This is a genomic window from Microcoleus sp. D2_18a_B4, assembly GCF_036702475.1.
GTDB lineage: Bacteria > Cyanobacteriota > Cyanobacteriia > Cyanobacteriales > Microcoleaceae > Microcoleus.
Map to the genome: position 1 here is coordinate 148,972 of NZ_JAUBTL010000004.1, position 17,956 is coordinate 166,927.

General features: G+C 43.8%; 17 protein-coding genes and 1 pseudogene. 2 read left to right on the top strand and 16 right to left on the bottom strand.

Annotated elements, in window-relative coordinates:
* Positions 1 to 372: 372 nt before the first annotated feature.
* From QUB04_RS03980 to QUB04_RS04040, 13 genes are all read right to left on the bottom strand, one after another.
* Positions 373 to 1,143 carry a hypothetical protein gene (locus tag QUB04_RS03980; RefSeq protein WP_333281329.1) on the bottom strand — a complete coding sequence of 257 codons (771 nt, stop codon included), beginning with the start codon at positions 1,141 to 1,143 and terminating at the stop codon, positions 373 to 375.
* A 206-nt stretch (positions 1,144 to 1,349) separates the two neighbouring features.
* Positions 1,350 to 3,266, bottom strand: a complete 1,917-nt coding sequence (locus QUB04_RS03985) for an AAA family ATPase (protein WP_333281332.1) — start codon at positions 3,264 to 3,266, stop codon at positions 1,350 to 1,352.
* 66 nt (positions 3,267 to 3,332) lie between these two features.
* Positions 3,333 to 3,509 carry a hypothetical protein gene (locus QUB04_RS03990; RefSeq protein ID WP_333103583.1) on the bottom strand — a complete coding sequence of 59 codons (177 nt, stop codon included), beginning with the start codon at positions 3,507 to 3,509 and terminating at the stop codon, positions 3,333 to 3,335.
* On the bottom strand, positions 3,502 to 3,837 hold the full coding sequence (locus QUB04_RS03995) for a hypothetical protein (protein ID WP_333103582.1): 336 nt from the start codon (positions 3,835 to 3,837) through the stop codon (positions 3,502 to 3,504). Before QUB04_RS03995 ends, QUB04_RS03990 begins: the two co-directional genes overlap by 8 nt.
* A gap of 102 nt (positions 3,838 to 3,939) precedes the next feature.
* Complete coding sequence (locus QUB04_RS04000) at positions 3,940 to 4,356, bottom strand: DOPA 4,5-dioxygenase family protein (RefSeq protein WP_333281335.1); 417 nt, start codon at positions 4,354 to 4,356, stop codon at positions 3,940 to 3,942.
* Between the two features lie 266 nt (positions 4,357 to 4,622).
* Complete coding sequence (locus QUB04_RS04005; RefSeq protein WP_333281338.1) at positions 4,623 to 5,039, bottom strand: DUF3024 domain-containing protein; 417 nt, start codon at positions 5,037 to 5,039, stop codon at positions 4,623 to 4,625.
* Between the two features lie 197 nt (positions 5,040 to 5,236).
* On the bottom strand, positions 5,237 to 5,857 hold the full coding sequence (locus QUB04_RS04010; protein ID WP_333281341.1) for a GIY-YIG nuclease family protein: 621 nt from the start codon (positions 5,855 to 5,857) through the stop codon (positions 5,237 to 5,239).
* Between the two features lie 184 nt (positions 5,858 to 6,041).
* Positions 6,042 to 7,703: a group II intron reverse transcriptase/maturase gene (gene ltrA / locus QUB04_RS04015; protein ID WP_333281344.1), complete on the bottom strand. Its 1,662-nt coding sequence runs from the start codon at positions 7,701 to 7,703 to the stop codon at positions 6,042 to 6,044.
* A gap of 596 nt (positions 7,704 to 8,299) precedes the next feature.
* A complete protein-coding gene (locus tag QUB04_RS04020) occupies positions 8,300 to 9,874 on the bottom strand; it encodes a reverse transcriptase domain-containing protein (RefSeq protein WP_333281347.1) in 1,575 nt (524 codons plus the stop codon).
* Positions 9,875 to 10,146: 272 nt separating this feature from the next.
* Positions 10,147 to 10,302 carry a hypothetical protein gene (locus QUB04_RS04025; RefSeq protein ID WP_333050788.1) on the bottom strand — a complete coding sequence of 52 codons (156 nt, stop codon included), beginning with the start codon at positions 10,300 to 10,302 and terminating at the stop codon, positions 10,147 to 10,149.
* Between the two features lie 95 nt (positions 10,303 to 10,397).
* Positions 10,398 to 10,703, bottom strand: a complete 306-nt coding sequence (locus QUB04_RS04030) for a hypothetical protein (RefSeq protein WP_333281350.1) — start codon at positions 10,701 to 10,703, stop codon at positions 10,398 to 10,400.
* Between the two features lie 198 nt (positions 10,704 to 10,901).
* Positions 10,902 to 11,660: a site-specific integrase gene (locus tag QUB04_RS04035; RefSeq protein WP_333281355.1), complete on the bottom strand. Its 759-nt coding sequence runs from the start codon at positions 11,658 to 11,660 to the stop codon at positions 10,902 to 10,904.
* Positions 11,661 to 12,089: 429 nt separating this feature from the next.
* Positions 12,090 to 12,848, bottom strand: coding sequence for a phytochelatin synthase family protein (locus QUB04_RS04040; RefSeq protein WP_333281358.1), 759 nt, complete (start codon positions 12,846 to 12,848; stop codon positions 12,090 to 12,092).
* 267 nt (positions 12,849 to 13,115) lie between these two features.
* Between QUB04_RS04040 and QUB04_RS04045 the strand changes: the two genes are divergently transcribed.
* Entirely contained in the window at positions 13,116 to 14,006 is an 891-nt protein-coding gene (locus QUB04_RS04045; RefSeq protein WP_333281360.1) for a hypothetical protein, read from the top strand.
* 240 nt (positions 14,007 to 14,246) lie between these two features.
* Positions 14,247 to 14,421, top strand: a pseudogene (locus QUB04_RS04050) (transposase); the annotation flags it as partial.
* Positions 14,422 to 14,474: 53 nt separating this feature from the next.
* Here QUB04_RS04050 and QUB04_RS04055 read toward each other — a convergent pair.
* From QUB04_RS04055 to QUB04_RS04065, 3 genes are read right to left on the bottom strand one after another with little or no spacing between them, the layout of a single operon-like run.
* A complete protein-coding gene (locus QUB04_RS04055) occupies positions 14,475 to 15,152 on the bottom strand; it encodes a methyltransferase domain-containing protein (protein WP_333281363.1) in 678 nt (225 codons plus the stop codon).
* A 28-nt stretch (positions 15,153 to 15,180) separates the two neighbouring features.
* Positions 15,181 to 16,932 carry a choline/carnitine O-acyltransferase gene (locus QUB04_RS04060; protein WP_333281366.1) on the bottom strand — a complete coding sequence of 584 codons (1,752 nt, stop codon included), beginning with the start codon at positions 16,930 to 16,932 and terminating at the stop codon, positions 15,181 to 15,183.
* A 25-nt stretch (positions 16,933 to 16,957) separates the two neighbouring features.
* Positions 16,958 to 17,926 (bottom strand): TauD/TfdA family dioxygenase, encoded by a 969-nt coding sequence (locus QUB04_RS04065; RefSeq protein ID WP_333281370.1) that lies wholly within the window; start codon positions 17,924 to 17,926, stop codon positions 16,958 to 16,960.
* Positions 17,927 to 17,956 lie beyond the last annotated feature (30 nt).

Below are 17,956 nucleotides of genomic sequence, written 5' to 3' on the forward strand. Positions count from 1 at the left end.
ACACCTTCATTGTCTAACGACCCAATGTCACCTGCTTGAAAATGCCTAGTAAAATGTTATGCAGAAACAGAAAGTAATAGATACCGAAAGCAGCCAAGCCCCCTAAAAGCATTGCTGGAGATTGCCGAAACTGGGCTATACCAATGAAAACACCAAGGAAAATTGACACAACCATAGCGGTCTGAAGGTCGAACATGAGGAAAAAGACTCCTTTCTCTGAAACTATTGCAATCCAGCATAGGTGGACTGCCCAAGCGTCAGAGGCAATGCGATCCAGATTTGAAGTTTTATTAAGCTTTGCGGTAAATGCCGCCTGCCTTATCCGTGCAAAGCAATTCCCCTTTGTGCCATGCCCAGCCGTGCAAATTGCGGCTAGCTGACACTCCTAAACGAGCGTGCTTCCCACAGCGATTTGTTGTAGACAACCAATTGCTTTCTGAGCAATGGGTCATTTTTGGCCTCCATTTGGCACGTCCACATAACCATCCCAATCCAAGAAAAACCCACTTTGTGCCAAACTAAGTTTGTTTTTAATCTCTGCTCCTCTACCTTCTTAAGTTCTGGGTAAGTACCATCCAACTTGGATCGAGCCAGAAGTTGAGTGTACTCCTTACCTACTTGCCTCCACTTTTTCATCGGAACCTCATAGTAGGGTTCCAGACAGACAGAGAAAGAACTGTCCACATCTTCTTTTAAAGTTTCCGCAAATAAATCATAGGCTGATTGAAATGGATATTCTCTCAGGCTAGCTTGGCGAAAAAATTTGTACGAAGAATGGGCGGATGCCCCGGGAAAAAGCCCCACATAACTCGTGTTTTGAAGTTCGATGTGGAGTTTTTTGACATATTTTTCGGCTACTTCGCAAAGCTCCCACCGAGCTTTGTACTCATTAACGCAGCAGTTCATTAACTCAGCTTTTCGTTGAGAAATCTCTTGCCGTTTTACAGCTGCCTCAAGTGGGTAATAGTCCTTCACAAGCCACTTAGATTTCCAGCACTCAGCCAAAAGAATCTGGGTTTGTCTTGCTTTGTGCCATTCCTCTATCTGAGCTGGTGTCTTAGCTTGCTGTAGGAGGCTATCGCTGGGCAAGCTAGCTATAAGTTGAGCAATTTGCTCATCTATTTCAGAGATTTTTTGATTCATTAGGTAATTCGGGATGAAGTGGAGGACTTCGGACGGTACAGACTAAGCGGGGATTGCTCCCCGAGCGAGGAGGCAGCGATGGCTCCGCCCCGGCTTACGCCTACGCACTCGGGAAGTTTGAGCATGGCGGCATGGCGGGGGTGTTGAAGTTTTGGTCTGGGTTTAGTTTTCCAAAAATTGGGATGTTGGGAGCGATCGCACTCGCGTCAATCCAGCGCTGCCTTACCTTTGTCAAGGATATCTCGCAAAAATTGGGCTAGATCGGCAAAGTGTTCTGGGTTATTTTCAAGCAGCCATTCCGTGAGCATTAGTGAGTGCGAGGTTTTTTTAAACTGGACCCGCGCTTCTGATAACTCGGCAAATAGCGCAGCGAGCACTTTTGCAGCATCAATTTTGTCAATCCATTTGGCATTAGCTAGATGTTTTGGAGTATCGTCTTTTGAGCGCTGAATATCGGGTTTTGGGAAGTAATTCTTATTTAATTTATGGGTTTCGAGCCGTTCTCGAACTTCTTCGCCACTAACCGGTTGTTCTCGCCCCGCATCTTCATAATTGAGTGCGGCTGCTATAGCATCGGGATGGAGCAGGTAATTTTCATACATTCGCCTTTTGATGAATTTAATCGGATGCGGCTTCCTTCTCCGTAGATCCTCAATATCCAGCTCCGACAAACACTCTTTATCGAATACAAAACCAACAGCAGGAGGGTACAAATTATTCCCACCGCTGAGCCGTTGGTATAGGTCAAACATCACATCAGCAAAGTGAGCTTTCTTTCCCAATAAATCCCCCGTGTTTTTGATGCTGACAATTTTAGTTCCTGTCGAGAGTTTTGGAGCTAGCTTTTCCAATATGAGCGGAAAGCACTGCTCTTCGGTGGGCCCTTCCACCCAGAGAATGCTGTCGGCACCAAAAACATCAGACAAACTCACTCCCAGTTCAGCTAAAAGAGAGCGCTGTTCCCTAATATCTCCCGCATTCATCGTTGATGCTTGGGTTTCGCCATCCTCATATCGAAGCTTCACGATAGTTGAGGGATTGGCAGCAGCAATAATCTCGGCCGAATGAGTGGCAATAAAATATTGGTGCTGCGGAAACTCTTTGAGAATTTGTATCAGCTTCTTGGCCGCCCCTGGATGCAAATAAGATTGGGGTTCGTCAATAATTATTGTTCTAGGAGTTGGGGAAGCCAACACCGCGTAAAGAATCGCCAAAACCTGTCCTGTCCCCGTTCCGCACTCTGACAAGGGAAATGCTAAATCTTCTTTATCATTTTCAGCCGCTTCTTGCGACCAGATTAGAATTTCTAATTCGCGGCTTCTGCGACTCGTATCACTTCCGGTAAAATCTTTGAGGTTTGGCTTAGGTCTGACAGAAACTAAACCTATTTCTGGAAAAATAGCGGATACATAGGTTAAGAAACGATTAAAAAGTTTCTTTTTTCCAGAAAGTTGAAGTTGATTCAGGACTTCAGCCAAATTCGAGCCGTCAGGCTCCAGTTCAGACCGATCGCCAAAAAAGCAGCTTGCCAAATTGGGGCGTTCGGCATAAAGCCTGTATGTGTGGCGGCTAAAATATTCGACAAGTCTGGTTGTTATTTCGCTGTCTACAGTACACCTATTAAACTTAGTGCCAGCTATTTTATCAATATAATAGTCTTGTTTGTTGATACAATAGACGTTAAAGGTTAGGTCATTAGTCAAGCTTTTTTCAACTTCAACAACCTTGCAATCACCCAATAAGCATACTCTAGTTTCGACCGCAGCAGGAGCATCAAACCAATCTAAGAAAAGGCGGTGCATAGTCTCAGCCGTTAGGTTCCGGTCTGTTTTGTTAGCACTGTAAACGAACTGAAAATCGCTTGATATTATTTGAGCGACTTCTTTAATTGCCGACTTATCCGCTACTAGAGAAACTTGGACGTGCGAGGATGGATCGGCATCCCCTGCTGTTTTTAAACTTCGGTGGGGGATGTCCTTAAAACTCAGGCTCAGAGCTTCCAGCAACGCTGTTTTCCCTGAATTGTTGGCTCCCACAATAATGTTGATGCCGGGTTGGAATTCTAACACCCCAGAATCCCGGAAGGACTTGTAATTAAGTAACTGAAGACGGGAGATGTACATAGCTGTGTTTCGGGGCAAACTTTAATCAATAAACTAGCGTAGCTGTAGGAACGATCGCACTTCTGGTCAATTAATCCCATCTGGCAAGTACAAATCGTCACCGGGCAATCTCCTGTTCGTAATCTCTTGCCGGTTCTCCAACATAACTGACTCAACGAATTCACCAAACCGCACATTGTACTCTGGTTCAGTACGCTTGATGCTGAATGCTGCATCAGCCCGCCGTTCGATAGATTCAGCCATGCTGGCTTGAACTAAAGCTTGAGCTTTTACGTTGCATGAAGGTTGCTTCATTGAGCCAGTATGCTGTAGCTAATGCAATGGGAATGGGCTTGATTAGTTGAGCGTTGCCTTCCACTGGAATGCTTTGAGCTTGCGTAAAATTGTATCCGCCAAAAGGCAGAGCTAAAGCCGATTTCCCAGTAAGAAACCGGCTCAAGGCACTACCCTTTTTGTCCACCGCATTCATAACTCCAATCGCATCGACTTTGTAGCCGCCGTCGGGTAACTGGTAAACATGAAGCGGAATTACACCTAAAAGGATGGTGGCGGAAATAGCTTTAACTGTCATTTCTTAGTTCAAATAATTTACAATTGCCAAAGATTAGCCTGTTTTTGACTAATTAATCAATAATATCTCTGAGCAAAGAATTTAGTTTGCGGACTACCGAACCTAGCAAGTAGTGTTTGCTCTACATAGAACAATCCACCGTTGAGAATGATGACGCGAGAACTTCGTATTGGCTGTCCTAGGTCGCAGAACTTCGACATTCAGCTCTAGTTTTTCTCCCAGCCACAAAGAATGTGTTGTATGGTCTGCCACATCATCTCCTGTTTCGGGATGGACGAGAATATTTAGTTCCTCGCGATGGAGCATCAACCAGGGAACGACTTTGCCAAACTGCGAGGGTAAAAAGGCAACTTGATACATCGCTTGGGGGTGGGGGCCTATGGGTTTGTCGTGCCAGCGCCCTAGCTGCACCTCAAACTGAGTCAATCCTTCTCGCACGCACGCAGCAGCATCGCGACTATCATTGTCAAAGTAAATATGCGCGTGAAAACCAACAATTTCGATGGTGTCTGCTTTCATGATTTTCAGTAGGTTATTGAGCCGACATTTGCACAAAACGGCTGTTAACTGAGCGAGTAACTAGACTTATAGCAAACTGCGGAATTCAGCCATCCGTGTTGTTCGCACTCGCTCCGTTAATTGCATCCACCTCAACAGCCTACAGCACTTTGGGTTCCATTGCGTACAAATCGTTCAACACAACCTTGACATCGGGAAACACAAAATACGAACGTCAGGAGAGCCAATTCGATAATTAAAAGAACGATTGCCAATTAGAGCAACGATTAAGGATGTAACAAGGGATTGTTTCTAATTTCCGATAAACATTCTTCTAAAGACAAACCATGCAGAATTTCCCACCATTGCCCCGTATGTCTCATGTAGGCCACATTAAAACAATCTGGCCCAACATATTCTAGGCGGGCGGAGCGAGACTCAAAAGACGGGGAAATCGCCCTCGGACTCGGACAATTGTAAGTTGAGCAGAAGTAAAAGTAGTTGCGATACCACTTGCCAAAGATATCCGTTCGATAGTTGAAATCATGGTCTGTGGGTGGAGATTCGATATATTTGGGATTGAATTCTGTTTCAATTAACTCATTGCATTTTTGTTCGATTAATTGTTTCTCAGTATCAGGCACTGTAGGTTTAGACTGTTTGCCAGAAGAAGAAAGCCAGAGTTTTTTTGCTTTTTTTGCCATTGAATTTGTTCCCCTGATTATTCTAAATTTTCTTTAAAGTGAGCGGGGTAGAACGAGGAGTCTGACCCTACATTATGCCCCCACCGCTTCGAGCGAGCAAGGATAGATTTTATGGATTTGGTGGGACACTCTGCTCGTATCCCTTAACTCAATTAATGGGATAGGTTTGCAAAGCCCGTGCGAATGCTGTAGATCGATTAATTGGCAGCGGAATCTGATTGCTCTTGAATTTGTCTGAGAACCTCCACCTCAATCTCACTCAGCAGTTTGGGTTCCATTTCATACAAATCATTCAAAATAGCCTTGACGTTCGGAAACACAAAATACTCGGTCAGTTTGCCAATACGGTAGTTAAAGGGTTGATATCGGTGTTTGAAATACAGCTCCACATTCCCCCGATGTTCCCACAACCCTAGCAAATTGACAACCACATCCGAGTAATGCGCTTTCACATCCCGCTGCACCTCGGCGATGCGTTCCTCGATCGCTCTAGTAGTAATGCCAATTTTATAGAACGTGTTCCCGTCCGCTTTTACCTCAAGGAAATAGAGCGAGTTCACCAGAATCCGACGAAGCTGTGCTCGATAAATCAGCAAATCAGCCCGCCGTTCTTCTAAGCAAGATAACCCCGCAGCTTCAGCAATCTCTACAGAGCCTTCCAATGAAGCCAACTCTGACACCAGCAGGGGTTCTTGGACTCGGTTGAATAACGCCAGGGGAAGCGCACCCACTGGGATTTTACCCAAGTCGGTAAACTGATAACAGCGATCGCCCGATGATTCCAGCAATCCTTTGAGCTCCCACCGAAAGTTTACCAAGTCTTTGGGAATCGATCGCTTTTGGGCTCCGTACTCTGGTTGAGTCGATGTGGGGTATTATCCCCAGCACCTCTCAGTTAATTAGAGTCGATGCCTGTGTTACCACGGGACACCTCTCCTTCAGAACGCGGACGTGCAGCTTTCACTGCATCCGGCTCCTAGTCTGACACCTAATAAGTCGGGTTTAACCCGCTGTTCGGACTCTCACCTGACCGTGAACGGTCTGATGCTGGTGACATTCACGATGTAGAACTTCCAAATTTATAGGTTTCCAATTGTCATGGTTGCCGTCGATATGGTGTAATTCTGCAATATCACCTGAAATGAACGATAGATTACATTCTGTACATTTGTGATTCTGTTTCTTGAGAAGTCGTGCCGTTATCCCATCGTAGTGAGCATTCTCTCGTTTTGACCAGTAAACAAAATCGCCATCATAGGGTGATTTATCTCCCTTGACAATGACAAACTTGCAGGCTGACCAACTAACTGCAGGAATTGCTCTTTTTATAACCTTATTGGTTTGATAACGATTGTATCTTCCTTGTTTCCGAATGAATTTCCATAACCAATAGCGCAGTGACCACAGGTTGTGTTGACTCATATCGCAGAATCTATGGTAATTTCTCCACCCTCTTACTACCGAACCACACTTGTTGATGCGATGTTCGAGAGTGAAACGACTATCTTTTATCACTTCTTTAACTTTTGCCTTAATGCTAATTGTAGCTTTTTGACTTGGTGTTGAAATGAATTTACCATTGGGTTTAACTAAGAAGTTCCACCCAAGGAAGTCGAAACCATCTGTACTATGTACGACTTTGGTTTTGGCTTCTTTAACTTTTAATCCTCTTGTTTCCAAGAATTTATCAATGTGTCCTCGGAGGGGTTCAGGGTCGTCTTCTGGTTTCAGAATAAACACAACGTCATCCGCATAACGAAATCCAGTAATAGTGTCTATATATCTGCCACCATTTCTGATTTTTAATCTGACCTCATGACCAACATTCTCTAATCCGTGAAGGACTATATTTGCTAGTAATGGGCTGAAAACTCCCCCTTGGGGCGTACCGGATTCTGATGAAGGAAATTCTCCTCTGACTCCAGCTTTTATTGCCCGAAATATCCCTTGTTTTGCTGCCTTTGGTAGTTGGACTGATTGCATTAAGAATTTGTGGTCAATCTTGTCGAAACATTTTTCAATATCCAATTCCAAAATTCTTTTTTCTAACCCATTACTGCTAGAGTTTAGATTATTGAATAATTGTCTCTGAATATCATGGCAGCTTCTGCTAGGTCTAAACCCATAAGAATGAGCGTTGAACGTAGCTTCTGCTACTGGTTCCAAGGCATATTTGATGAGACATTGATATGCTCTGTCGCTAATGGTCGGGATTCCTAGTCCTCTTTTAGTTCCGTCTACTTTGGGGATGTACACTCGCTTTAGGGGCTGATGTTTCCATTGCTTCCAGTTCTTAACTAACACTTCAAATAGTGCCAGTCTTTGTGAGGGTTCGAGGGCTTTCTTTCCATCCACCCCTGCGGTTTTCCGTCCAGTATTTAACTGTGTCACTTGCCGAACAGCAAGCAATTTCGCTGCTCTGGAGCTTAATAAAAGTTTCTGAAGCTTACGCACTAGGAACACGTTACCGTTCTTCTGAGCCTTGAATATTCTCACTTGTAGGCGAAACACAATTTTCCGCAGCTTGCGCCAAGGAATTGATTTCCATTTATCAACTGGATTTAACTCCGTTGCCATAACATTCTCTACGCCTGAATGAACATTTTCTATGTAAACCGTACCCAGTTTTCCAAGAGTCCTTATTTCTTGAATTTTTGAGTACATCTTACCAACTCTACCCGCTAACCCTTATTTAAGGAGTCCACAATTTGAAAAGTTAATCTTCTAAAATTGAAGGTTGAAAGAGCAGTTTTATTCGTTCCTCTGTTGAGTTATTTTGTAGTTTTAGGTTCTCTCATTTCGCCCACGATTTCCCAGAATTGCATTTATCCAGTTCAAAATAATGCGGGTATTTTCACACTTGAAGTGTTATGTTGTGTCGTTGTTCGACCTTGATTTCGGTCGTTCACGCTCAGACGCTTTTTCCGAGAGTTCAACTAATGTTTAACCTTGACTACTTACCTATACGAGTTGCTCCCATCTCAGGTTTGTTATTCTCGTTCTGTCCCCAGCTTCATTTTTAGAGTTTGTTCTCTATCCATGTGGGCAGTTTTGGCATCACGCCATTCCTAGCGGGTAAGACTTGTCAAATTTGAGTTTGACGCACTCACACTCAACTGAAGTTACCTTTACTATCTTTTAGGGCTTGCACCCAAGGCGGCGTAAAGGCTCTAATCCCCTAACCCATACAGGCTAGTTTCATAGAAACGAACCGCACGAACTGGACGTGCCCGTTTCCGTGCATCCAGCTCCCGATATTCTTAGGGAGTGACCCTTTTGCTCATGTGTGAATAGTCATGACAGGATTCGTGGATTGCTAGAAGATTTTTAGGTTTCCAGTTATCATGATTCTCGTCGATGTGATGTAGATTTACTCGCTCGTCGCTCATAAATTTCATCCCACAATGACCGCATGAATGGTTTTGCTTTTTAAGGGCTTTAGAGGTCAAATCATCGTATAACTTACTATTGCGTTCGCTCCAATAAGTTAAATCTCCGTCATAGGGCGATTTATCCCCTTTGACGGAGATGTGTTTGTTTTCGGAGTAAGGAACCGTTGGAAATGCCTTCTTAACAAGCTTAACGCTTGATTCTCTGGTATTTTTGGATTCCTTGTTAAATACCGTGTATGTTCTGTGATTTAAGAACCAAAGTGAAAACCTTGCTCCTGACATATCACAGAACCTATGGTAATTTCTCCATCCTCTAACTATTGGTGCTAGCTTTTCGGCTTTTACCTTAGAACCATAATTCGAGCAATTAACGATGTTCTTTACCTTCAAACGGAACTTTTTAAAGTTATCCACAGAGGGGTAGCTTTTAAATCTTCCGTCGCTTAACACTTTAAAATGCCAGCCGAGAAAGTCGAAGCCATCTGTCGCGGCGGTAATCTTGGTCTTTTTAGCACTTACCATCATTCCTCTTGCTGCTAAAAAACTATCAATGTCGGCAAGTATTTTGACTGCATCGTCTTGAGGTCTAAGCATTATCACCATATCATCCGCATAACGGATTGATGTTTCGACAATGTTTGACGCTGGGGTTTTGTCCGTTATTCTAAATCCATCCTTATGGTATCTGTGAATACTTTCAATCCCGTTAAGAGCGATGTTGGCTAATAGGGGACTCACCACCCCACCTTGAGGAGTTCCTTGTTCCGGGAAATCGGGGTTGACCCCAGCTTTTAGGCATCGGAAGATTCCGAGCTTGATACCTTTGGGCGCAATTAAGTTGTCCATTATGGTGGTGTGACTAATCCTGTCGAAGCATTTTTCTATGTCGAGTTCGATCACTCGTTTTTCCATTCCATTACAGTAGCTTCTTAGATTGTTGAACAGGATTTTCTGTGCATCGTGCGCGGAGCGTCCGGCTCTGAACCCGTAGCTGTAAGCATGGAATGTTGCTTCGTGTGCTGGTTCTAAAGCGTATTTAGCGAGGCATTGCCAAGCTCTATCCGCGATAGTTGGGATTTTTAGCATTCTGGTTGTCCCGTCCTTTTTTGGGATTGGGATTTCCCGTAGTCCTTGATGATGCCAATTACCTGCCGACTCTTTAAGTATTGTTTCTAGGTAGAAACGTCCTGTAAAGCCGAGAGATTTTACACCGTCAACACCTGCTGTTTTCTTGCCAGCGTTTAGCTGTGTTACTTGTCGAATTGCTAGGAATCTAGCAGCTTTGGATTTCAGAATAAGTCTTTGCAGAGACTGCGCTTTCCGCTTGTTTCCTGCTTGAACCGCTTTGAACACTCTCTTTTGTAGGCGAAATAAATCTTTGCGGAACTTCTTCCACGGTAGATTCTTCCAAGATTCACTGGTATTACTACTGTGTCTAATCATGCTCTGCTCTGTTGAGTGTTTTCTGAATACCTTGCGAAAATTACTTCGCATCCTACCCGTCTTGAGAGAGTTCCGTATCTCATCTTACCTACATGGAAATCGACGTATCCATGACTCTCAAGTCGTTTTTATTCGTTCCCTCAGATGATTGATTGTTCCATTAGGTGTAGCCATTTTAACTATCAGAAACCCAAGATTCTGGACGCTATTGTGGAAATGATGCGTCGGGCTTTAGCTCTGATGAGGTCAGGGTTTTTTAAGTTATGCCCTGCCTAGGTGTAAGTTACTTTTTTAGGCTCGGTTTCACCGTAGGAACTCCCTGTTAGCACCAGTGTCAGCCCATAACAGCCGTCTGATTGTGCCCTGTTCCCAGCTTCACTCTCCAAGAATTGAGCTTGGTCGGTGTGAGCAGATAAGGAGTCACGCATGAATCTTGCGGGAAGGACTTGCACCTTCATCAATCTGAGAGTTCAGTGCTCAACCTAGGGGTCAAGTTTCACTGGATTAGTTATTTACGGATTGATTACCGAGATTCACTAATCAACGAATCGCACTTCCACAGCACCTTCAACTGTTCCAATTCCTCACCCTTGAGTTCGATGTTGAAATGCTCGTAGAGGGGCAGCGAGGGAAACGCTTTGGTTTTAATCCGCTGTGACACGGGCTTGCAAGTCTCCCCGGTGTGCGCGAAGTGGTGCTCTTTCACCGAACCTTTTTTTGCTGTCAATCCGCCACCGCAGTAGAGACAAGCAAGGTTAGTTTTTCCACGCGCAACATCATCAATGCCCGTCAGTTCGCCACTGAGAGCAACACCAAATTTAAGCCACATTGTCTGTCAATTCTCCTTTGAGCCGGTTTCGTAGATGCACCTGCTCCACATGACCAACGATTTTAACAAATCCAGGGGTGAGGGCTTCTGCCTTGGGAAAGAAAGCGATCGGCATTCGATGCTCTTGATGCGCGAGTGTCAATCCAAAATCTAAAATCTAAAATCTAAAATCTAAAATCTAAAATCTAAAATTGCTCGTCACCAGTCGGGAATTTCTTGGGCCGAGGAGTCTGCTTGGCCTTGTGACAGTTGGTGAGGGGGCAACGGATTTTCTGGGGTTGAGGGTGCTATATCAGGATATGGAATTTTCCTGACGTAGGAAAGGGTAGAAAGTGCAGAGACGGCTCCCCTTACTTGGTCGGGCCGCACTTCTAAGTATTTCTGTAGCTGTTCTAAGTTGCGGTGTCCGCTGATTTCTTGAATAATCCGCAATGGGATACCCGCGTTGCTCATCTGAGTGAGTGCCGACCTTCTGAGGCTGTGGGTGGAAGCGCCGATGATGCCAACTCGTTCGCAGGCTTCTTGGAACAGGTGAGAGGCGGCTTCCGGGTTTGCGTGTTTCCAGCGGTGATTGAGGTGGCGGCTGGGGAATAGGTAGGGGTGTGAGGGATGTTTGTAGGTTTCTAACAGCAGCCTCAACTCTTGAATGATCGGGATAGTGCGGGTGCCGAGCTTGCCTTTGGTGTTGCCCTTGCGGATGATCATTTCGGAGCGGATGACATTCGCCGGGGTGAAAACATCGATGACTTTCAAGCTGCACGCTTCGGCAATGCGGCAAGCGGTGTACAGACAAATCCCAAAGAGGGTGCGATCGCGATCGCTTTGCAAACCTTCGTTGAACAAAAGCTCGATTTCCTCCTGCGTGAGTATCTTGGCCTGCCCGTGTCCCTCTATTTTCATCTTGGTGTATACCGACCCGATACCAGAGAGTTTGCCACAAATACTGCACTGCTGCATCGGTCGGGGGAATTTCTTAACGTAGCGCTCGCCCGAATCAGCAAGTTTAGTTCGGGCGATGGCAGCTCCGGTGTTGATACCTATAGCGTGTTTAAATAGTTAAACTTTGGCTTAGGGTAAGATTTGCTGTTGAGAGTTATAAAGTCATACTGGTAAATCGTAAAAAGCTTTTGCGGAGGTCTTGATTACTACAAGGGTGAGGGAAGCTGGGTTGCTTCGATAGCGGAAAATTACTTTAAGGACTTGGAGATATACATTGCTGGTGATGTGAATGAACTTAATCCAACTCTCGAAAAAACAGCAGTTCGCTTTTTCAACAACTTTAGTGCCGTTGAGTCAACTTAAAACTGATAAAGTTTAAATCAAAGATAGAATAATGCTTCAATTACTTTTGCTCACACCCCACTAGGCAATCTCTAATTCTCTATCTTACTGACGCACAACGAGATAGCCGCGTGTCTTTTTGGAAAATGAATCAGTAGTATTCATCGCTTTCCAAAGATTCTCCGTAGAAGCCCATACAGGCGGATATTTATAACTGGCTACGTCTTCAATCAGAAACCGATCGCTTTGCTCGTGATAGGCAGCAAGGGGAGAAATATGCCCGCTTTTACCCTGACCTAAAACAGAGCGTTGGTAGTTCACAATTATATAGTCGCCAGAACGGGCAAGATTGGCTTTAGCTTGGGTACGAAATTGGTTAAGTGTTGTCTCCGACGCATAGTAGACCTCAACTTTGACGTTGTGACTTCTGAGCAAAGCCGCTAATTCATCCAGAGTCATCCCCGAAAAAGTGACTGCATAAGAAGAACGGATATTCTGGGTTTGACCGTTAAAAAAGGTGTCTTGGCTTAGGGGGCGATATCCCTGTCTTTTGCTGCCGAGTGCATTCAGAACCGTCACACTGCTAGCCACACCACAATAGGCTGGACGTTTTTGAGTTTCAATGTGGGTGCTAAGCGGTTGAAAATCCTGTTTGCTCTTGCTCTGGTTCAGTAGCTGTTGTCCTTGTGGCGACTCTAAAGAAACCAAAGTTTTGGGAAGTGGTAGCCGGTCAACAGAAGGTGGCGAGAAGAGTTTCCAGGTAAAAACGCTTAAACCTGTGCCGAAGATTAGTAGAATACCCCCTCCAGCTTTTATTAGTCGGCCTCGCCATCGCTGATTGCCAGACGTTTGATTTAAGTCCATATCTTCATATCTCTCAAGAACAGTTGTGTAAAAAACTCTTAGTCAGAATTTGTAGTTAAATAATTAAACCTTACAACGTCTAAACCTTGCCACCTGGTTAGTGGCTCTGGTAACTATTGCTTTTGCTTTGGACATCATTATAGCAAGTCTTTTCATGGTTAAAATTTCATTATAAGTAAGAAAAAATATCATTTTTATAAAGCGGTCTGAAAAACTTGGATTCTGTAATATAATTTTGAAATCTATGCCTGGGAGCAAGTTTGCATCATGCCACCAATGCCAACAGTCACAGTCAAATCAGGATACAAGCCCCAATCTATTGATACCAGCATTGAGGCGGATGTGCTGATGTTTCAGCTATTGCGACAGTTAACGCTCCCACAAAAAGTACAACGGACTTGTGCTTTCAATCAAGCGGTGCGAAGGCTGGCAATATCTGGAATAAAGAACCAGTATCCCAATGCTACTGAGGCAAAAGTTCGACAAGAATTTATTAAAAGGTGCTTGGGTGCTGAGTGGATAGAAGTTTTATCAGACAGTAAAGATTGGGGTGAACTCGTGATTGCAGATCCGATCGAATTAACGCAAAAAATAGCCAGCATCTTGCTACCGCTGAATATTCCCTATGTGGTTGGCGGTTCGGTGGCAAGTTCGCTGTTGGGAGAAAACAGATCTACGCAAGATTTGGACTTAGTGATTGACCTGGAATCGCGAACAGCACAGAGGTTAATTGATGCCATGTCAGGCGAGTTTTACATCAGCGAGTCGGCTGTGACTGAAGCAATCGCTAAGTCAAAAACAGCACCCCGTGAATCATCGTTCAATGTCATATATTTGCCTTCTATGGAGAAAGCGGATATTTTTGTGATGGGCAGCGATGACCCTTTTTCGGCTTCGGTGATGAGTCGTCGCCAACTTTACCCTGTTAGCGGCTTACAACAAGAGGGAATTTACATCTACTCGCCCGAAGATATCGTCCTGCAAAAACTCAGTTGGTACAAACTAATTCCTGGCGGTTCCCAAAAGCAGTGGAGGGATGTGTTGGGAGTTTTGAAGGTGCAAGGGGAACGACTCGATCTTGTTTATATGAACCAGTGGGCTGTTACACTCAAAGTAACAGATTTGCTTTCTGGAGCGTTGCTTCAATCAGGATATTAACAGTCGGCCATTACTTGTGACCCCAGGAAATGACAAATTCAAAACCCAAAATTTGCATTGAGCATCTCATCAAAATTTATGGAGAAAAACCTCATGCTGCTCTCAAAATGTTTCGAGACGGCAAGTCTAAAGATGATATCTTGCAAGCAAGGAAGGATGGGGATGACAGATCCACGACCACCCAGGGTCACTGTGTCATTCGTAGACTCAGATTGTGCGCTCGATAAACCGCTGTTTGAAGACGAGAAAATTCGCAATGCTATTGAAGGAAAATTTGGCATCTCGAAGCGAAAATTTAGCCTAAATCGAGTTATGGCTAAGCTGCCTCATACTTCTTTCGCCAGCTATTGCTATCACTTTTTTAGTCACGAATCTTTCTACCCTGGCTCAATTTTACTCAGACGACAAATTTTAACGACACTCAAAATAGAGCAATAAGCAAAACTACCAAATCATTACTATGCGCTACTACTCTAAATTTTTCTTTAAGATATGGAGGATAGATCGCTCTGCTATTATTTCTTCCCCTTGTAGTTGAAATTTGTTATTCTCGAACATTTGTTTGAGATGTTCCGGACTGTAAAAATAATCGGTTATAACTAGATATCCTTTTGGTGTGAAAATTCTATTTTGGTATGGACTTCCTTCCTTCTGCTCCTGTGGTAATTGGCGGAAAAAACTTTGGTAACTACGTCCTAGTGTCGCTACATTGGTGTTAACAAAGCAAACAATCCCACCTGGCTTTGTATAGGCGTAAATATCGTTTACAAGTTGAAAGGCTTGAGCTTTTGGATTACACAGTAAGACCATGATACAAATAACAATGTCATAGTAATTCTCTTGTAATTCTTCTTGTCTACTCAAGTATTCTATATTCCTCTTACTATCCTGAGACTTGGCAATCTCCAGCGCTTTAGGCGATAAATCATAACCAGTCACCATTGCTCCCATATCGTGCATTATTCTTGAGAATCGATCCATAGAACAACCGAAATCTAGCACTGTTTTCCCCGATACTTTACCTAGTATTTGTAAAATTCTTGGGAAAACAGTTGTAGACAAAACTTTCTCGGACGGGTCATCCAAGTAAGCTTGATATAGTTCCGTATAATCATCCCATTCAATGTAATTTTCTGTGTTAGACATAAAATCTCCAGTTTTGAATAATTGATTTTCACTTGCTCTTCGCTGTACATCTAATAAGTTCACCTACTTCCAAAAGACACTGCTTCAGAAGGAAAATAAATTTTTCCGGCTGTAGATGTTTACTCGTTACAGCAAAGGCAATCTTGTTTTGATCGATTACATAGCCGATTCCATAGTCGCGATATGGACTGGGGCAGAGTATCTCTACGCCCATTTTATTACTTAGAGTAGAAGCGGAGAAGCTTGGGTCTAAGATAAATTCTTCAAAGGTTTTATCTTGAAAAATATCGGGAACACCGCTACCTTTATGGCGAGCTAAGCTATAAAGTGCATAAAGGTGCATGACCACTCCCTGCCCGTTTTTAGCGTCAAACACTCGCGAGAAACGAGCGTTAACAGCACGTTTTAGGGACTCATATCGCACTTCGTCTGAAGCTCCCTCAGTAAAGGCTTGAATTAGTTCTACAGATTCGGGTGTAACTACCAATGCATAGTCGTGCCGCCCGTACCGGAAGCCTCTGTTGTGTACAGCTTGCCAAGCGCCAGTAGGAATCTTACTATGCAGGCGAGTGTAAGCAATCTGTAGCGACAGGAGAAACACAGCATCAGCACTTAAACCATGCTGATGAATAAAGTCTGACCCAAATTCGTTGAAAATTCCTATCCCCATCTGAATTTGTTCGCTCAGACTCTCTGCATCTGTTAATGCCTGCGCTACTTCTTCTAAGAGTGTTTGGTCTAATTTCCACCACAGTTGCTGTGGCGGTTCAAGTTCGATTGAACTGGAGGTTGTTAGGGATTCTTCAAGAGATTCAAGCTCCCGGTTGACCTCGTTTATCAACCGCGCTACCGGATAGCCATCGACATTACTGTGTTCAATTGTTACAGCGAACTGACCCTCAGAGTTGAAACCGAGTCGGATCGGTTTATCGAACCAGCGGTTTCGCCCACCATCTCCAGTGAAGGCAGTTCTTGCTAGTGTTTCCAAATCGGGAGGTGTTATTTCGTCCAAACAGACGACAAACAGGGCGCTATCCAATAGTTCTAGAGAGCGAGCGTTCTCTGCATCTAGGTTCGTGAGGTAAGAGCGAACTGTTACCCACCGCTCTCTGGGGAGGGCTGTCAGCACTCCCACAGGCGGTTCCCCTTTATGAGTATTTTCTACAATCCAATCAATTTGCTGTGCTAGAGCTTCCACCGTCGGCAACTTATCTCCTGGGAGCAACTTTAAGGTGTAAAATGTATCCCGTCGCATGACCACAATATGCTCGGAATTTTTCGCCCTTTGAAAGCTGTCGCACCTGATTCCTGGAATTCGCGCAGTGCCAAACAAATTGTCATACTGAGCCATACAAAGGGGCGGTTTGTTTCCTCGAAAGACATCCCGATCTGGCTCTAGTTCCCGATATTTGATTTTCAGGTGGAATTGAAGGGTCTTAAAAATTATGATGGCGACAATCTGGGTGAAGGGATATTTCGAGGTTGTCAAGACAGGCGAAGCCACCCCTGTGGTTCTCATATTTAGTTGTGAGGACCGCATTTCTAAATAGGTTTCCTCTTTAAATTGTTGTAAATAGTTAGTAGTAGTTGAGCGATCAACCATTTCCAACTGTTGCTGTAGTTCGACTCCGCTCCCTTGTTGAAATTCCCTTACGGCTGCCTTGGTTCGCTCTAATTCTGTTTCACTCAACAGCGGTGTCACCATCTCGATATAACGATCGCAGGTGTCTGAGAGTTTTGGCAAGGGCAGTTTGGGAAGAGACTCTTGGAATTGATACATTTACTTACACTTACAGCTAAAGTTATCAGAAATTTGACAGAGAAACCAAAATTTTCCTCGAACCAAAAAACGGTCTTCGTCCATGACAAACCAACATATTATCTATGACGAGAACGTCACCCTCCTGCCAAGGAAAAAGAACAGTTTGTTTACCAATAGTTTCTCTAATCTCATCTAGCATTGAAACATCAATTGGAGTATTGTCGCCAAAGCAAGCATAGTGAGGGAGTTCCTCTTCCTTCCCCTCAAAATAAAACATCATAGCTTCGTATATATTTTTAGGAAGAGTAGATGGATGAAATAGCTCGGCTTGATTAAACCAAACTTGTTCATCTGTATGAGGATGAGTTGCAATAGCAGGGCGAATCTGGCTTAATCGCAATCCACCATCCTTCTTCCACTCAAATTCCATGCCAGCTTTTCTATTATGCTCTTCTACTAGGGACTTATCTGAAGTTTTAAAAGAATCTTGCCATGAAACTCCCATGCCATTACTACTAGGTAAATTGCGGATATACTTCACTTGTTTAAGTGTGAATTTTTCCACAATCTTTGGGTTAAGACTTTTTAGGATTTGACGACTATCAGCAATCGGTGTTTCTCCGCCATCTTTAGGCGCAGTAATACAGCAAAAATAGAGTTGGTCTGGCCATTGGCTAGAGTAGGATAACTCATTATGCAAACTAATGGAGTATTCAGATGGATATTCGGTTGAAGTATAAATCCCACTAGCTAGTTGGGTTCGGGGAGAATTTCCATCAACATAATCCATTAAATTACCTGAAACAGATTTGACAAATTTTCCAAAAGCCAAGATTGTGTTGACACCAAAGCCTCGAAAAATAATCGCTCCGTGTTTAAGAAATTTGTCTTCTAAAAGTTCACTATCTCTGTACCATGAAAGAAGATAGTCAAGATTAGACGATTCGCGTTCTGTTTCAGGTTCTACTAGCAAGGGTAGATTGTGATTCGAGTCGAGAATTTCTATTTTCATAATGATTGAGCTTCTTTAGTCAAATGAAGG

Coding starts and splice junctions, on each gene's coding strand:
- ltrA (WP_333281344.1), bottom strand. CDS start 7,703: ATGTACTCAAAAATTCAAGAAATAAGGACTCTTGGAAAACTGGGTACG.
- QUB04_RS04045 (WP_333281360.1), top strand. CDS start 13,116: ATGCCACCAATGCCAACAGTCACAGTCAAATCAGGATACAAGCCCCAA.
- QUB04_RS03990 (WP_333103583.1), bottom strand. CDS start 3,509: ATGGCTGAATCTATCGAACGGCGGGCTGATGCAGCATTCAGCATCAAG.
- QUB04_RS04005 (WP_333281338.1), bottom strand. CDS start 5,039: ATGGCAAAAAAAGCAAAAAAACTCTGGCTTTCTTCTTCTGGCAAACAG.
- QUB04_RS04065 (WP_333281370.1), bottom strand. CDS start 17,926: ATGAAAATAGAAATTCTCGACTCGAATCACAATCTACCCTTGCTAGTA.
- QUB04_RS04040 (WP_333281358.1), bottom strand. CDS start 12,848: ATGGACTTAAATCAAACGTCTGGCAATCAGCGATGGCGAGGCCGACTA.
- QUB04_RS04000 (WP_333281335.1), bottom strand. CDS start 4,356: ATGAAAGCAGACACCATCGAAATTGTTGGTTTTCACGCGCATATTTAC.
- QUB04_RS03995 (WP_333103582.1), bottom strand. CDS start 3,837: ATGACAGTTAAAGCTATTTCCGCCACCATCCTTTTAGGTGTAATTCCG.
- QUB04_RS04060 (WP_333281366.1), bottom strand. CDS start 16,932: ATGTATCAATTCCAAGAGTCTCTTCCCAAACTGCCCTTGCCAAAACTC.
- QUB04_RS04035 (WP_333281355.1), bottom strand. CDS start 11,660: ATGCAGCAGTGCAGTATTTGTGGCAAACTCTCTGGTATCGGGTCGGTA.
- QUB04_RS04030 (WP_333281350.1), bottom strand. CDS start 10,703: ATGTGGCTTAAATTTGGTGTTGCTCTCAGTGGCGAACTGACGGGCATT.
- QUB04_RS04020 (WP_333281347.1), bottom strand. CDS start 9,874: ATGATTAGACACAGTAGTAATACCAGTGAATCTTGGAAGAATCTACCG.
- QUB04_RS04055 (WP_333281363.1), bottom strand. CDS start 15,152: ATGTCTAACACAGAAAATTACATTGAATGGGATGATTATACGGAACTA.
- QUB04_RS04025 (WP_333050788.1), bottom strand. CDS start 10,302: ATGCGTGACTCCTTATCTGCTCACACCGACCAAGCTCAATTCTTGGAG.
- QUB04_RS03980 (WP_333281329.1), bottom strand. CDS start 1,143: ATGAATCAAAAAATCTCTGAAATAGATGAGCAAATTGCTCAACTTATA.
- QUB04_RS03985 (WP_333281332.1), bottom strand. CDS start 3,266: ATGTACATCTCCCGTCTTCAGTTACTTAATTACAAGTCCTTCCGGGAT.